This is a genomic window from Polaromonas sp. P4_H1, from assembly GCF_056400945.1.
Genome location: NZ_JBFUKG010000003.1, coordinates 40,329 through 55,978 on the forward strand (window position 1 = coordinate 40,329; position 15,650 = coordinate 55,978).

Genomic DNA, 15,650 nt, shown 5'->3' on the forward strand with positions numbered 1-15,650 from the left:
CTTGAGGCAACTCAGGGCTACTTGAGCCGGGCCAGACGCTCTTTGGCGACCGAGGCCGCTTCAGATTGTGGATAGGTCTTTACGAGGTCTTCCAGCGTTTTGCGGGCAGACTTGACGTCCTTGAGTTCCACTTGGCAATTGGCCATCGACAACAGCGCTTCCGGCGCACGCATGTGACCGGGTTCGAGCGTCACCAGGGTGCGGAAGTTGGCCACCGCGTCGCGATAGTTGCGCAGGGCGTACTGGGCATTGCCCAGCCAGAACAGCGAAGATGAGCTGTAGCCACTTTGCGGGTAGCGCTTCATGAAGGCCACAAAACTGGCTTGAGCGGCAGCAAAGTCACCTTTGCGCAAGGTAGCAAGCGCCGCCTCGAACTCCTGCTTTTCAGCCGGCTCCGCCACAAACTCCTTGCCGTCCACAGCGATCTTGGTGGGCTCAAACTTTCGCAGCCGCTCGTCAACGCCCTGCGTAATGTCCTTCTGGTTGCGCTGAATATCGGCAAGGTCACGGGTCAGCCTCTCGTTCTGTCCGCGCATGCCGGCCATCTCGTTGCGCAGGGCCTCGATCTGGTTGGAAAGCTCAAGCAGGCTGCGGCGCAGCTGGGCATTGTCGTCATTGGCCCTGCGCAGGTCGTCAGCCGTGCGTTGCTGCGAAGCGTCGACTTTTTGCCGCAAATCCAGGATGGCCCTGCGCGCCTCATCGTCTTCGAAAAGAGCGGCCTGCGCATTGAAGGCCAGCAGGCAGGCAGCAGCAGCCGCGGCAAATCTGAACATGATCACAATAGTGATGCCGGCTTAGCGGTAGTTGATCTCGGCGCGGCGATTCTTGGCCATGGATTCTTCGTCCGAGCCCATGGCGACAGGTTTTTCCTTGCCAAAGCTCACGGCCTCCACCTGGGCATCTGCGACGCCCAGCAGTCCCAGCGCGCGACGCACCGCTTCAGAGCGTCGCTGCCCCAGTGCCAGGTTGTATTCGCGGCCACCGCGCTCGTCGGTGTGTCCTTCGATGGCCATCTTGCGGGCCTTGTTGGCCGTCAGATAGCGTGCATGGGCCTCAACAACCCCCTGAAATTCGGGTTTGATCACGTAGCTGTCGAAATCAAAGTAAATAATTCTAGCCGTATTGGCAGGCCCCGCGCCCGACACATCCGTTCCGCCAATTTGCACCGGTGCGACTCCCCTGCTGGCGGAGGCACCCGCATCACCAGACGGTTTGGCACTGGCTGTCCTGTCTTCCACCGGAACATCACTGAGCTTGACATTGGAGCCGCAGGCCACCAGCGTGGCAGCAAGAGCCAGGGAGGAGAAGATGGAAAAGAGAACGCGCTTCAGCTTCATGGAGTACCTCTACAAAAAAACAAAAAAAGATGATTCAAAAAAATTTGTGCCTGTCACCGCTGGAAAGGTCCCCAGTCGGGCTCACGGATGTCACCGCCGGCGCCGGATAACCTGGCCTTGATCTTGCCGTCCAGCGTCGTGGTCATCAGTGCTTCCCGGCCCTGCTGCTGGGTCGCATACACAATCAGGCGGCTATTGGGCGCGAAACTCGGGCTTTCATCGGCCGTGGTGTCGGTAATGGGAGTGGTCGTTCCGCTGGCAAGTTCCATCACGTGCAGCTTGAAGGCGCCTCCGACCCTCGAAACATAAGCCAGCCAACGCCCATCAGGGCTGATCGCCGGGGAGATGTTGTAACTGCCCGTGAACGTCACGCGCTCCGGATTTCCGCCGCCGGGACTCATGCGGTAGATCTGTGGTGCGCCGCCGCGGTCGCTGACGAAATAAATATACCGCCCGTCGGGCGAATAAGCCGGCTCGGTATCAATGCTGGATGACTGGGTTAAGCGCTTGGGGTCGCCGCCACTCAGGCCAATGGCGTAGATCTGCGAGCCGCCGTCCCGGCTCAGCGTGGCAACCAGTTGCTTGCCGTCGGGTGACCAGGCTGGTGCACTGTTGGAGCCCCTGAAATTGGCCAGCAGGCGCCGCTTTCCGGTGGCGACATCATGCGAATAGATCACGGGCTTGCGGGATTCGAAGGAAACATAAGCCAGCTGCGAACCGTTGGGCGACCATGAAGGCGAGATCACCGGCTCGGGGCTGGTGAGGGCAGACTGGGCTCCTTCGCCATCCGAATCGGCAACCCAGAGGTTGTAGCGTTGGGCCGTTTTGGTGACATAGGCAATTCGCGTCGAGAAGATGCCTTTTTCACCCGTGAGTTTTTCGTAGACAAAATCGGAGATCCGGTGCGCGGACAGACGCAAATCAGCCTGGGCCACGGTATAGCTCTGCCCCCCGAGGTCCTGGCCCCGCACGATATCCCACAGCCGAAGCCGGACATCAAATCGGCCGTCGGCAAGGGGCGAGACGCTTCCCGTCACCATCGCGTCCGCGCCCTTTTGCCGCCAGTTTGCGAGGTCTGGCCGCGTGTTTTCGTCCGCCACGATGCCTGTCGTGTCGACCGGGCGGAACATGCCGCTGCGCTCAAGATCGGCCTTGACAATGCTGCCAATTTTCTGCGGCGCCTGCGCCTCGCCCCGAAAAGAGGCGATGGCAATCGGTAATTGAGTCAGGCCCACGCCTGACACCTCCACGCGGAACTGTGCAAATGCCGGCGACAAGCCCGCCGCCAGCAAACTCATGACAGTACGACGGCTCAATGATGATGGGATGCTCATAGAAGAATGTTGATCAATGGAGTTGGGTTATTTTGACGGGCGATTCAGGGTCAATGTCGCGTAGCCCTTTTTCAGCCAGGATCAAGTCCGTTTTCATGCGTTGCAATACCCTGTTTTTGTTGACGGACTCCTGGTCGCGCTTGTTTTCGCGATGCCAAAGGTGAAAAACTTCTGTCGCCATAAACCCGTTTTTTCTTTGAATACCCAAGTGAGTGAGCCGCAGAACCAGGTCCGCGTCTTCATGGCCCCAGCCTTGAAACGACTCATCAAACCCATTGATACTGGCGAAATCACGCTGCCACACGCCGAAGTTGCAGCTTCGGATGCCGCGCCACTGAAAGCCTTGTTTTACCCTGAATAAGCGCCACGGCCAGACGACGAGGTGCAACAGTTTGTTGCAGTCCTTCCGCAGACGCGCGCGCCACCAGAAAGCAGGCGGACAACTCGGCAAATCTATTGTGCCATCGACCACTTGGGCAGTAAGGCCCGGGCTCAGCAGCACCCGGCTGCCATTCACAAAGCAACCCGCCTCGGCAAGGCGGACGTGCTGCGCCACGAAGGCCTTATTCGGCACACAGTCACCGTCCAGGAACACCAGGTAATCCCCTGTCGCATGGCGGGCCGCGAGATTGCGGGCCCGTGCGGCGGTAAAACCGACATCGGGATGCCAGACGTGGCGGACCGGACATTTGAAAACCGGCAAGTGCTCATGGAGCATCGCCACCTGCTCCGGCCGCGAGCCATCATCGGCGATCAACACCTCATGCCGCTCATCGCATTGTTCGGACAGGGAACGCAGCACAGGCAGCAGGGCATCCGTCCGGTTGTAGGTCAGGACGATAAAACTGATCTTCATTGCGAGGGAGGTGCTGCGCCGCCATCACGCTGCAGCAGCCAGAGCTTCAAATACCTGTAGTAAGTGCCCTCCGCGTTGGAGATGGCCAGGACCAGCCCCATCCGGCCATCCAGGAAGCCGCATCGTAAGAAGTAGGTCCTGACAAAGGCCCACAGCCCATGCCCGAGCGCCTTGCCCAGCGAGGCCTGCTTGCCTTTGCTGAACAGGCTCAGGGCGCCGGCGGTTGAATAGCGGTTGGCCTTGTCGAGAACCGCCTCGAAGTTCCTGAAGCTCTCGTGGAGCATCGGAGAACGCAGTTGCCCGATCTGGCTGGAGGTTACGACCCGCTCGTGAACCAGGTCCTCCGAAAACTGCGCCGCCTGCCGGCGAAACAGGCGTGTGACACGGTCGGGGTACCAGCCCGAATGGCGCATGTATTGCCCACAGTAGCTTGACAGCCGGGGCAATGCATAAACATCGAACGACGGAGCTTTCAGGATGGCCTGGATTTCAGCCTGCAACTCCGGCGTTACACGCTCATCGGCATCCAGCGACAGGACCCAATCACACCTGGCGAGGGCCAGTGCCCGGTTTTTCTGGATGCCAAAACCCTGCCAGTCAGTGCTGCTCACGACCTCCGCACCCATGGCACGGGCAATTGCGATGGTGTCATCGGTGCTGCCGGAGTCCAGTACCACCACCTGGTCAGCAAACATTACCGAGCGCAGGCAGGCCTCCATGTTATGTGCCTCGTTTTTGGTGATGACTGTGACGGACAAGCTTGCCAATGATTACCTTCATGCAATTAGCCAGGCCCGCATTTGCCAGCAAAACTGACCGGCCTGAAGCGTGCAAAGCATAGCAGAGCGCCTCGCAGATTCGCCCGCCCGGCACGGAAATGGAATCACTGATAATGCGGGCTACCCATGATGCAATCCCTGCGTGCCCTCCCTGCGACCATCTTGCCAAAGAAGACAATCAACATCAGGCTTGCCATCGTCTGCCTGGCGTCGGCCGCCGTGGGCTTGTCGATGGCCCTCATCAGCATTGCCAAACTCCTGCTGCTGATGTGCGGCATCGCTGCGCTGCTCTTCTGGCGACGAGCGCCCGCAGCGGGCAGGCCTTTGGCTGGCCTGTACACGCCCATTGCCGTGCTGGCGGCACTTTTCGCGTTCGCGATCAGCATGCTCTGGACAGTCGCACCGCCAGCCGATGTGTTGGGCTCCCTCGCCAAGTATGGCAAGCTGATCCTGATCGCATTGATGATATTTCTCATCCGCGACCGCCGCGAGGCCATGTATGCGCTGGGCGCGTTTGTGCTGACCCAGGTGTTCCTGGTGGCCAGTTCATGGATGCTGTTTTTCCATTTACCTGTGCCTTGGGCGACCTCCAACATGGCGCTGAAAGAGTACGCGGTATTTTCGAGTTACCTGGACCAGGGCATCATGGCGGCGGTGCTGGGCGCGGTGTGCTGGCATTTGCGCGACCTGGCGCCCGGGCGGTTCGGCCGACACTTCGCGATTTTCGTGGCTGTGATCGCCTTGTTCAATGTGCTTTTTGTATTGAGCGGACGCAGCGGACACGTGGTTGCCATCGCACTGCTGTCCATCGCCATCATGTGGGAGTTGCCCCGAAAATACCGGGCCGGCATTGTTTTGCTGCCTTTTCTCCTGGTTTTGCTTCTTTTTTTCAGCTCAACCAAGGTGCACGAACGGCTAACTGCGGTCAAGACCGAGGTGGAGTCGTATGCAACCCAGCCGCAAGTCAAAACGTCATCGGGCATCCGGCTTGGCCTCTGGTTGAGCGCCGCCCAGATCATTGGCCAGCACCCGGTGGTGGGGGCAGGTATCGGTAGCTGGAGCACCGAATACAACCGGCTCCAGCGTGCAAAAAACCCGGCCCACCAGGACATCCCGGGCAATGGAAACCCGCACCAGGAATACCTTCAATGGGGCGTGCAACTCGGCATTCCCGGCCTCGTCCTGCTGGCTGCCCTCATGCTTTCCGTGCTGCGGGACAGCCTGAAGATGGAACAACCGTACGCCCGAGCCGCGCAATCGGCGCTGGTTGCACTGGCGGTCGCATGCCTTTTCAATTCCATCATTTACGACGCACTGATTGGTGATTTTTTCTGCATCCTGATCGGCTTGCTGCTGGCCCTCGGCCTCAGCCCGGCCGCCGGACCGGTCATTGCCGCGCCCCAACGCGAGCTGCCCACGTGAGCCCCCCAACACCAATCGCCACAGCAGCCGCCAGTGCGGCCGAAAAATCAACCATGTGGCGCAGAATTGCGCGCGTCTGGCCCTATTTCAGCGGCTCGCGGGCTGGCTGGGCGCTGGCAATTGGTGCGACCATTGTTGCCTCCGCAACTGAGCCCTTTGTACCCGCGCTGCTCAAACCGCTGCTCGACCGTGGCTTTCAGAGGGATTCCTTCAACCTCTGGCTGGTGCCGCTCGCGCTGATGCTGCTGTTCACCGTGCGCGGGCTGTCCGGGTTTCTGGCCCAGTTTGCGCTGGCCAAAGTCACCAATGACGGCTTGCTCAAGCTGCGCGGAGCCATGTTTGACAAGCTGCTGAGTGCGCGGCTCACCCTGTTTGCCGACCAAAGCTCCAGCGCTATCGCCAATACCGTGGTCTATGAGGTCTTCAACGGCTCCTCCATGTTGATCAACGCCATCATGAAACTGGCGCGGGATGTGCTGACCCTGCTGGCATTGATAGGTTATCTGGTCTATTTGAACTGGAAGCTGATGCTGGTGGTCGCGTTGCTGTTTCCGGCCGTGGCGTTTGTCATCCAGGTGCTGTCCAAGCGCCTCTACCGACTCACCAAGGAAAGCCAGACCGCTACAGATGATCTCGCGTATGTCGTCGAAGAAAACGTTATGGCGCACCGCGATGTCCGCCTGCATGGCGCGCAGGCCGGCCAGGCCAGCCGCTTCAATCACCTCAGCAACTCGCTGCGCCGTCTGTCGATGAAATCCACCGCCGCCTACGCGGGCATGAGTGCGATCACCCAGGTGCTGGCCGCGATGGCGCTGTCGGCAGTCATTTCCATCGCCTTGCTGCAGAGCGCCGAAAATACGACAACCGTCGGCGGGTTCGTGGCCTTTGTGACGGCCATGCTGCTGCTGATTGCACCCGTCAAAAGCCTGTCGGATGCTGCCACGCCGGTGACCCGCGGATTGGCTGCACTCGAGCGCGGCCTTGACCTGATGAATCTGACGCCTGACGAAAGCGGCGGCTCGTTTGTCAAGGCCAGGGCGCATGGCGACATCGAGTTTGCCGATGCCAGCGTCATCTACAAAGCCGATGCCGTTCCAGCCCTTGATCAGTTCAGCCTTTCCATCAAGGCAGGAGAAACGCTCGCCATCGTAGGCGCATCCGGCTCCGGCAAGACGACCCTGGTCAACCTGCTGCCCCGATTTGTCGAAATGAGTTCGGGCAATATCTACCTCGATGGTCAGGACCTTCGTGCGTGGAACCTGGTGTCCCTGCGTGCGCAGTTTGCATTTGTGAGCCAGCATGTGGTGATGCTCAACAGCAGCATCGCTGTGAACGTTGCACTGGGCCAGCCCGTCGAGCGCGACCGGGTGAAGGAGTGCCTGGCCGCCGCCAATCTGGCCGGGTTGCTGGCCGAACTGCCCGAAGGAATGGACACGATGCTCGGCCACAACGCCATGCAGCTGTCGGGTGGCCAGCGCCAGCGGCTGGCAATTGCACGCGCCCTTTATAAAGACGCGCCCATTCTCGTGCTGGATGAAGCCACGTCGGCGCTGGATACCGAATCAGAACTGGCTGTGCAGGAAGCGATCAAGCGGCTCACCGCCAGCCGCACCTCGCTGGTCATTGCGCATCGGCTGTCCACCGTGCAGCATGCCGACCGCATCATCATGATGGAGGCTGGCCGCATGATCGAATCCGGCACCCACGCGGAGTTGCTGGCAAAAAATGGCGCCTACGCCCACCTTTACCGGCTTGGTTTCCAGAATACCTGACACCTGGCGTGACGTTCCCATGTATTCCCGTGCGTTGCCATCCAGCGAATATCCAAGAGTCAATTCAGATGAGTGCTTCAAGATGAGTGTTTCGATCAGCGGCTTCACCTTCATTCGCAACGGCGTAGACCTCGGTTTTCCTTTTGAGGCGTCCATACGCTCCCTGCTACCCCTGGTCGATGAGTTTGTCGTGGCCGTTGGCCAGGGCGCCGACGAGACGCTGGCGCGTGTGCGGGCCATTGCAGACCCCAAGATACGAATCGTCGAGACCCGGTGGAACGAACGCATGGCCGACCGCGGATTTGTCTACGCGCAGCAGAAAATGATTGCCCAGTACTCCTGCACGGGCGACTGGGCGTTCTACCTGGAAGGCGATGAAGTCGTGCATGAGGGTGAGCTGGCCGCCATACGCGCCAGCGTCGAGCGCCATCACGCCAACCCCGCCGTCGAAGCGCTGGTGTTTGACTACCATCATTTTTACGGTTCACCCGACTGGATCTCCATCAGCCCGGGCTGGTACCGCCGCGAATGCCGTTTGATCCGCAACACCATTCGCAGCTACGCGCCCGATGGCCAGTACTGGCTGGTCACCACCGATCACAAGCGCGGCCGCAACCCGCGCGCCGCACTCGCCAATGCCCACATCTACCACTACGGATGGATACGCCGCAACGAAGAGATGCAGAAAAAACTCGACCAGGTGAGCAAGTACTGGGGCGAAGAGGCTGCCGCGCAAATCACCTATAGCCAGTTTGACCGCCGTGCGCTCAGGCCGTTTACCGGTACGCACCCCCTGGCCGTGCAGGAATGGCTCGCCACGGAGGCCGAGCCGGTGTTAAACATCGATCCGGCGTACAAACCGACGCCCAAGGAAAACAAGTACCACTTCATGCGGCAGGTTGAAACGCTGACCGGGCTGGATTTCAGCCGCAAGCATTTCAAACTGGTAGCCTGACTAGCGCCCCGCAGCGCGTAGTCATTTGCCAGCGGTCACGACGCACTGCTCGCAACCTTTGTGGCAGCAAGTGCTGACAAATAGAGTGCTTCCTGCTGTAAAGCGAGTTCACCCCACTGGTAATGCGTGGCGAACTCCACGGCGCCGTGCGTCAGCCCGTCGTGAAGCGCTGGCTGGACCAGCACCTGCTGAATGACTTGCGCCAAATTGTCGGCATCCCTGGGGTCGTCAAGGACCATGGCGTTAACACCATGCTGCAGCAGCCCGGAAATACCGCAATAGCGAGGGCCGCTTACCACCACCGGCAGGCCATGCGCCATAGCCTCCAGGACCACCATGGCAAAGGTATCTTCCAGCGTTGGATGCACCAGGCAATCCACGGCTGTGTAGGCAGGCCCAACCTCCTTCAGCGAACCCAGGAAAAGGACCCGCGCACCCAGCTTGAAGGCCTCAGCCTGCGCCCTGAACGCTGGAATATGCGCCGGGTTACCAACCACCGCCAGCACCACATCGGAAGGCAAGTGCACCATCGCCTCCAGCAGGGCCTGCAGGCCTTTCTTGCGGTAATCGTTCCCTGCAAACAGCAGGCAGCGCGCCTCAACCGGCAAGCCCAGCATCGCCCGCGCCTCCCGTTTTAGCGCGAGCGTCACAGCTTGCGCCGGCATCGTGATGCCCGGCGTGATAACCGAGACCATTTCCTTGCAGGCTGGATAACTGGCGGCCATGATGGCCTGCAGGCTGCCCGAGGTCACCACCACCTGACGGCCGGGGCGGGCCGCATACCGCAAGCGCTCCAGAGCCAGATAGGTCAGCAAACGCGGGCTGGTCACGATCTTGATCCACCGCAGCAGCAGGCGCCAGCCATTGATCCCATGGAGCAGGTTGTATTTGACCGGCAACACGTGAACCGTCTGGACGTTCCCATGCCAGGTGTTTTCATGCGAATGCACCACATCAAAGCCGCGCCGCGTGGCCCACCAGGTGGCCGTGGCAAACCACAACTGGTTGATCCAACGGGGCTTGCGCAAAGGCGCAGAAACACGGTGGTAGCTAACGCCCGGCCATTGGTGGTCTATTTCCTGGGCAAACACATGCATCTCGTGTACGGCGGACAGTTGCTCGACCAGCGCAATGGAGTAGCGCTCCGCGCCGCCGCCGGTGGATGAGAAAGTCCGGTTGAGTACCGCAATGCGCAGTTTTTGCCGGGCGGGGCCTGGATGCTCCGCCGGATTCAGGGAAGGCGGGCTCATTGATGTCGGCGGTCTTCGTAGCCGGTCGCGATCTTGAGCCAGAAAACCGGCAGGCTGGTCGAGCGAAGCACGGGCACCCGTGGCAGTTGCAACAGATCCATCTGCGCATGGCAGCGACTCCGCGCGGTGGTCGTGGCCGTCACAAAGCCCTGTTCACGCGCCATGGCCACGTGCTTGGACTCGTAGCTGCCATATGGATAACAAAAATGCCGCACAGGCTGCCCGATGACCGATTCAAGCCCGGCTTTTCCCTGGGCCATCTCCACGCGGCACCCGGCCTCGTCAGTCGCCAGCAAATTCACGTGCTGGTGCGTGTGCGAACCAATCTCCTGCCCGGCTGCCACCCATTGGCGTATTTCGGCTTCGTTCATCAGCGGCGTCTGCGCAATACCCAAACCCGCATCCCACACATTGGTCTTGCCCAGCAGCCCGCTCACCGCATAGCAGGTGGACGAAAAGCCCTGTTTCAGCAAAGCTGGCAAGGCATGCGTGAGGTTGTTCTGGTAGCCGTCGTCAAAGGTAATGCCAACGACACGGCCGTCGCGCTCGCCACTGAGGTAAGGCTGCAGGCCGCTCATGGACAAGCCGGTGTAGCCCAGCAGCTTAAGCCAGGCCATTTGCCGGGCAAACGCCTTGGGCGACACATAGAGGCTGCGAAAAGGACTGCCTTTGGGCGGCGCTTCGGCAATCTGGTGATAGACCAGAATGGGAATGGGCCTGCGGTTCGCGGTGCAAGCTGTTGCGAGAATGGCCGGAAGGTCGCTTGCGCTCATAGCAAAACGATGTCGTACTGTTCCTGCGCCATGGCCGCTTCAGCCTGCAGCGAAATGGGCTTGCCGATGAAGTCGCTCAGGCCGGCCAGGTGCTGGCTTTCCTCGTCCAGGAAAAGCTCAATCACCTTGGGGGAAGCCACCACCCTGAATTCCCGCGGGTTGAACTGGCGCGCTTCGCGCAGGATCTCGCGCAGGATGTCGTAACCCACACTGCGCGCCGTCTTGACCACGCCTTTTCCCATGCAGGCGCTGCACGGCTCGCACAACTGGTGGGCCAGAGACTCGCGTGTTCGCTTGCGGGTCATTTCCAGCAGTCCCAGCGCCGAAAACCCGTTGACTGCGGTCTTGATGCGGTCCCGCGCCAGCTGCTTCTGGAACTCGGCTAGCACCGCATCGCGGTGGTTTTCCTTGATCATGTCAATGAAATCGACAATCACAATGCCGCCGAGATTGCGCAGGCGAAGCTGCCGGGCAATCGCCTGCGAGGCTTCCAGGTTGGTCTTGAAGATGGTGTCGTCAAAATTCCGGGCACCGACAAATCCACCCGTATTGACGTCGACAGTCGTCAGGGCTTCGGTCTGGTCAATGATCAGGTAGCCGCCTGACTTGAGGTCAACACGCCGGCCCAGCGCCCTGGCAATGTCTTCGTCAATGTTGTAAAGGTCAAAAATCGGGCGTTCACCGCTGTAAAGCTGAAGCTTTTGCACAGTTGCCGGCATGAACTCCACCGCGAAGGCCTTCAGGTTGTCAAACTGCTCGCGGGAATCGATGCGGATGGTTTGCGTGCCCTCCACCACCACGTCACGCAACACGCGCTGCAGCAGGTTGAGGTCCTGGTGCAGCACAGACGCAGGCGGCAGGCGCAGCGAGGCCTCCTTGATGCGCGACCAGGTTTTGCGCAGGTAGGCAATGTCCTCTCCCAGTTCGGCATCGGTGGCATCCTCGCCATTGGTCCGGAGGATAAAGCCGCCGCCCATGTCCCCGGTCAGGGCCTGGACACGCTGGCGCAGGTCCTCGCGCTGGCGCGGGGGTATTTTTTGCGACACGCCAATGTGATTGTCCTGCGGCAAAAAAACCAGCAGCCTGCCGGCGATGCTGATTTGCGCCGTCAGCCGCGCGCCCTTGGTGCCAATCGGATCCTTGAGAACCTGGACCATCACGGCCTGTCCCTCAAAGAGCTGTTTTTCGATGGGCTGAAGGGCTGCCATTGCCGGCGATGCCGAGGTAGAGGTCGATGTGCCGGCAGCCTGGAGTTCTGTCTCTGCATGACGGCTGTTGATGCTGCTCATCAGATCGGCAACATGCAGAAAAGCCGCCCGGTCCAGGCCAATGTCGATAAAGGCCGACTGCATGCCCGGCAACACGCGTGCGACCTTGCCCAGGTAAACATTGCCAACCAGGCCGCGCTCCAGCGTGCGTTCGACCTGCAACTCCTGGACCGCACCGAGCTCCACCACGGCCACACGGGTTTCCTGGGGCGACCAGTTGATCAGTATGTCTTGTTGCATGGCTCTATCGTAGCCGCTAGTGGCTTCGCTGCTGGCTGGCCACTGCTAGATTTTGAGGCCGGCGGCGCGCAGGAGCCATGCAGTCTCATGCAGGGGCAATCCCATGATCCCGGAATAACTGCCGCTGATATGCGAGATGTACATGGCCACCCTGCCCTGCACCGCATAGGCGCCGGCTTTCCCCATGGGTTCGCCCGACGCGACGTAGGACCTGATCTGGGCCGCGGTCATCGGTGCAAACGTGACGCGGGAAATGCTGAGCGCCTCAGTCCGCCGGCGTCCCTGCTGCACGGCCACTGCGGTGAGCACGCGATGGGTGGCACCGGAGAGCTGGCGCAACATGCGGGTCGCTTCAGCCGCGTTTTCGGGCTTACCCAGAATCGACCGGCCCAGGGCCACGGTGGTGTCCGAGCACAGAATAGGTGCCGGGGCCAGCCCCTGGCGCTTCGCGCGTTCGCTCGCCGCGTCCAGCTTGAGGCGGGTTACCCGCTTGACGTAAGCCACCGGAGACTCCTTGCCCAGCACGGCTTCCAGCGCTTCGGTGTCCTCGCCGGCAGCGGGCGCCAGACGCTGGTAGCGCACGCCGAGCTGCTCCAGCAACTGGGCTCGCCGCGGGCTTTGCGAAGCCAGGTAAACAAAATCAGCAGCAGGCATGGCTACTCACACGGGGACCCGGTTGCCCGCGGGCAGCCCGTAAAAAACCAGACACGGCGTCAGACGTGAACACCATGCTATTCGCGGTGATAGGGATGGTTGATGGTGATGCTCCAGGCCCGGTAAAGCTGCTCGATCAGCAACACCCGCACCATGGCATGTGGCAGGGTCAGATCGGAAAGGCGCAGGCGTTCATGCGCTGACTGCTTGAAGGCGGCATCCAGCCCATCCGGCCCACCGATCACGATGGCCACGTCGTCACCCGACAATTGCCATACCTTGAGTTTTTCGGCGAGCGCCACGGTGGTCACTGCGGTACCGCGTTCATCCAGCGCCACCACGCGGGTTCCGCGGCTGATGACGCCTTCAATGCGTGCGCGTTCAGCCGCCAGCAGGTTCTCGAGGGTTTTGGATGCGCGCGGCTCGGTTTTAACCGCCTTGAGTTCGACCTTCAGCTCGGGCGGAAAACGCTTGGCGTAGTCGTCGTAAGCCGTTTGCGCCCAGTCGGGCACTTTCTGGCCGACGGCTACGATCGTCAGCCTCATTTGCTCCGGGGGGCGGATTTCCTGGCTGCCGGCTTCTTGGCTGCAGTCTTGGCCGCGGTCTTGGCGGCAGCTTTCTTGGCCGGAGCCCTTTTGGGCGCAGGCACTTTCACGATCGGTGTCCTGGTAGCCGGCTTTGCGGCAGGTTTTGCAGCGGATTTCGCGGCCGCAGGCTTGGCCGTTGCCCTGCCCGCTTTCGCTACCGGCTCGGCGGCGGGTGTTGCCTGGTTCCGTTTGGCGGTCCAGTCACTGGTTTTTCCGACCTTGCCCACATACCCCGGGGCATGGTCCTTGACCACTGTTTTCACGGCCGGCTTGGCAATGCGCGCGCCGCGTGCAGCGGTGGATTTTGTTCCGGCCTTGGCGCCTGCTTTCGGTTTTGCACCGGCTTTCGGTTTGGGCTCTGCCGCGGGTTCGGGCTTTGACGCCTTCACCAACGGTGCGGGTGCTCCCAGCTTCAACTTGATCGGCTTCTCGCCCCAGAGTTCTTCAAGATGGTAGTACTGGCGGATCGTGGGCTGCATGATGTGCGCGACGGCAGCGCCGCAATCCACGATGATCCACTCTCCGTTGTCTTCTCCTTCAATCCGGGGCTTGGCAAAACCCGCGTCGCGCACGGCATCGCGCACGCTGGCCGCAAGGGCCTTGGTCTGGCGGTTGGAGGTTCCGGAAGCAACGATCACGCGCTCAAAGAGCGAGGTGATGTGCTCTGTGTCAAATACCTGAATGTCCTGCGCCTTGACATCCTCCAGGCCGTCAATGATGGCCCGCTGCAATTTCTGCACATCTTTCTTGTCGGCGGTGCTGGTGGTTTTGACAGTGATAGAGGTCATGCAGGGCTTTGCTTCAATGAGGGTGGAATTAAGGGAGACTGTAAAGCTGGTGGAGCGAAATATAACGCGCAACCGGCTCAGGGACCAAGTGCGCGATTTCCCCGGCGGTAGCTGCACCCGAAGCCATCAGATGGCGGATATGGGTTGCGCTGACAGGCATCAGGGGCAGTTCCAGCGTCAAAAAGCGGCTGCTTTGCCCCGGATAGGCATCAAATTTGGATTGATCCAGCGTGGATTCTATGCGACCAGCTATACAAATTATAGCAAGTTGCAGAATATCCCTCCAGCGGTGCCATTGCCGGAACGCCGAAAACTGGTCCGCACCGATGATCAGGTAGAGCCGGGCCTGCGGATTTTCCGCCTGTAGAGCCTCCAGCGTATCAATCGTGAAGGTCGGCCCCGCACGCTGCAATTCGCGCTCGTCCAGCACAATGCGCGGCAGGTCCTGAAACGCCAGCCGAGTCATGGCCAGCCGGTGAACAGCCGCACTGAGCTGCCTGGCCTTGTGCCAGGCCTGCCCGGTAGGAATGATGTGCAGCGCGTCCAGCTCCAGCTGGGCCAGGGCCACCAGCGCCAGCGCCACGTGGGCATTGTGCGGCGGATCGAACGCCCCACCAAACACCCCGATGCGTCTCACCTGCGTCTCCTGCTGCTGGACGGCAGGCTCTTCCGGGGAAGGGGTCGCGGCACTCAAACCCAGTCCCGCCTGATCAGAAACTCTTTGTACAGGCGCTCTTCGGGGGAGCCGGCTTCAACCTGGTGCTGGTAGGCCCAGCTGGCCAGCGGCGGCATGGACAGCAAAATGGACTCGGTGCGACCGCCCGACTGCAGGCCAAAATGCGTGCCGCGATCCCAAACCAGGTTGAATTCCACATAGCGGCCACGCCGGTAAAGCTGGAAATTGCGCTCGCGCTCCCCATAGGGCAGGTTCTGACGCCGCCTCACGATCGGAAGGTAGGCTTGAAGGAAGGAGTCCGCCACGCTTTGCATCATGGCAAAGCTCTGGTCCAGGCCCAGCTCCTGGAAATCATCGAAAAATATGCCGCCTATGCCGCGCTGCTCCTGGCGGTGCTTGAGATAAAAATACTCATCACACCATTGCTTGAAGCGCGGATATTTGTCGCTGCCGAACGGCGCCAGCGCATCCTTGCAGGTCTGATGGAAATGCACGGCATCCTCGTCAAACCCGTAATAGGGCGTCAGGTCCATACCGCCGCCAAACCAGCACACAGCATCTGCCGGACCGGCGGAAATCGGTGTGGCAGCCAACATGCGCACGTTCATGTGCACGGTGGGTACATAGGGATTGCGGGGGTGAAACACCAGCGACACGCCCATGGCCTCAAACGGCGCGCCGGCAAGCTCGGGCCGGTGCTGCGTCGCCGAGGGAGGCAACCTGGGGCCGCGCACATGCGAAAACCCGCAACCCGCGCGCTCAAACACCTGGCCCTGCTCCAGGATTTTGGTGATGCCGTTTCCCTGCAAGGGCTCGCCCGGCTCCTTTTGCCAGGGGTCGGCCAAAAATTGCCCGCCATCGAGTTCAGCAACGGCTGCGGTGATGCGCTCCTGCAGTCCCAGCAAAAAGGTGCGAACGCCCAAAAGATCAGTCATCTCATTGACCCACGTAATGACCCA

The 15,650-nt window shown here is 60.7% G+C and carries 16 protein-coding genes; 3 read left to right on the forward strand and 13 right to left on the reverse strand.

Going from position 1 to position 15,650, the window contains the following annotated elements:
- Positions 1-17 precede the first annotated feature (17 nt).
- Genes ybgF through AC1DS5_RS05595 form a run of 5 tightly spaced genes read right to left on the reverse strand, consistent with a single transcriptional unit; the run spans position 18 to position 4,294 of the window.
- Positions 18-773, reverse strand: a complete 756-nt coding sequence (gene ybgF, locus AC1DS5_RS05575; protein WP_477717265.1) for a tol-pal system protein YbgF — start codon at positions 771-773, stop codon at positions 18-20.
- A 21-nt stretch (positions 774-794) separates the two neighbouring features.
- Entirely contained in the window at positions 795-1,337 is a 543-nt protein-coding gene (pal, locus tag AC1DS5_RS05580; RefSeq protein ID WP_477717266.1) for a peptidoglycan-associated lipoprotein Pal, read from the reverse strand.
- Positions 1,338-1,390: 53 nt separating this feature from the next.
- On the reverse strand, positions 1,391-2,671 hold the full coding sequence (gene tolB / locus AC1DS5_RS05585) for a Tol-Pal system beta propeller repeat protein TolB (RefSeq protein WP_477717267.1): 1,281 nt from the start codon (positions 2,669-2,671) through the stop codon (positions 1,391-1,393).
- Between the two features lie 13 nt (positions 2,672-2,684).
- Complete coding sequence (locus tag AC1DS5_RS05590) at positions 2,685-3,527, reverse strand: glycosyltransferase (RefSeq protein ID WP_477717268.1); 843 nt, start codon at positions 3,525-3,527, stop codon at positions 2,685-2,687.
- Positions 3,524-4,294: a glycosyltransferase family 2 protein gene (locus AC1DS5_RS05595; protein ID WP_477717269.1), complete on the reverse strand. Its 771-nt coding sequence runs from the start codon at positions 4,292-4,294 to the stop codon at positions 3,524-3,526. Before AC1DS5_RS05595 ends, AC1DS5_RS05590 begins: the two co-directional genes overlap by 4 nt.
- Positions 4,295-4,468: 174 nt before the next feature.
- Here AC1DS5_RS05595 and AC1DS5_RS05600 point away from each other — a divergent pair, with 174 nt between their 5' ends.
- From AC1DS5_RS05600 to AC1DS5_RS05610, 3 genes are all read left to right on the forward strand, one after another.
- Entirely contained in the window at positions 4,469-5,728 is a 1,260-nt protein-coding gene (locus AC1DS5_RS05600) for an O-antigen ligase family protein (protein WP_477717270.1), read from the forward strand.
- Between the two features lie 53 nt (positions 5,729-5,781).
- Complete coding sequence (msbA, locus tag AC1DS5_RS05605; RefSeq protein ID WP_477717271.1) at positions 5,782-7,500, forward strand: lipid A export permease/ATP-binding protein MsbA; 1,719 nt, start codon at positions 5,782-5,784, stop codon at positions 7,498-7,500.
- Between the two features lie 82 nt (positions 7,501-7,582).
- Positions 7,583-8,455: a glycosyltransferase family protein gene (locus AC1DS5_RS05610; protein WP_477717272.1), complete on the forward strand. Its 873-nt coding sequence runs from the start codon at positions 7,583-7,585 to the stop codon at positions 8,453-8,455.
- A gap of 35 nt (positions 8,456-8,490) precedes the next feature.
- Here AC1DS5_RS05610 and AC1DS5_RS05615 read toward each other — a convergent pair whose 3' ends face one another.
- From AC1DS5_RS05615 to hemF, 8 genes are all read right to left on the reverse strand, one after another.
- Positions 8,491-9,705 (reverse strand): glycosyltransferase family 4 protein, encoded by a 1,215-nt coding sequence (locus tag AC1DS5_RS05615; protein ID WP_477717273.1) that lies wholly within the window; start codon positions 9,703-9,705, stop codon positions 8,491-8,493.
- On the reverse strand, positions 9,702-10,478 hold the full coding sequence (locus AC1DS5_RS05620; protein WP_477717274.1) for a polysaccharide deacetylase family protein: 777 nt from the start codon (positions 10,476-10,478) through the stop codon (positions 9,702-9,704). Before AC1DS5_RS05620 ends, AC1DS5_RS05615 begins: the two co-directional genes overlap by 4 nt.
- Positions 10,475-11,986, reverse strand: a complete 1,512-nt coding sequence (rng, locus tag AC1DS5_RS05625; protein ID WP_477717275.1) for a ribonuclease G — start codon at positions 11,984-11,986, stop codon at positions 10,475-10,477. The genes AC1DS5_RS05620 and rng overlap by 4 nt, the downstream gene beginning before the upstream one ends.
- Positions 11,987-12,031: 45 nt before the next feature.
- Positions 12,032-12,640: a Maf family protein gene (locus AC1DS5_RS05630; RefSeq protein ID WP_477717276.1), complete on the reverse strand. Its 609-nt coding sequence runs from the start codon at positions 12,638-12,640 to the stop codon at positions 12,032-12,034.
- Between the two features lie 77 nt (positions 12,641-12,717).
- Positions 12,718-13,185, reverse strand: coding sequence for a 23S rRNA (pseudouridine(1915)-N(3))-methyltransferase RlmH (rlmH, locus tag AC1DS5_RS05635; RefSeq protein ID WP_477717277.1), 468 nt, complete (start codon positions 13,183-13,185; stop codon positions 12,718-12,720).
- A complete protein-coding gene (gene rsfS / locus AC1DS5_RS05640) occupies positions 13,182-14,015 on the reverse strand; it encodes a ribosome silencing factor (protein ID WP_477717278.1) in 834 nt (277 codons plus the stop codon). The genes rlmH and rsfS overlap by 4 nt, the downstream gene beginning before the upstream one ends.
- Before the next feature lie 28 nt (positions 14,016-14,043).
- Positions 14,044-14,652 (reverse strand): nicotinate (nicotinamide) nucleotide adenylyltransferase, encoded by a 609-nt coding sequence (nadD, locus tag AC1DS5_RS05645; RefSeq protein ID WP_477717279.1) that lies wholly within the window; start codon positions 14,650-14,652, stop codon positions 14,044-14,046.
- Between the two features lie 53 nt (positions 14,653-14,705).
- Complete coding sequence (hemF, locus tag AC1DS5_RS05650) at positions 14,706-15,626, reverse strand: oxygen-dependent coproporphyrinogen oxidase (protein ID WP_477717280.1); 921 nt, start codon at positions 15,624-15,626, stop codon at positions 14,706-14,708.
- Positions 15,627-15,650 lie beyond the last annotated feature (24 nt).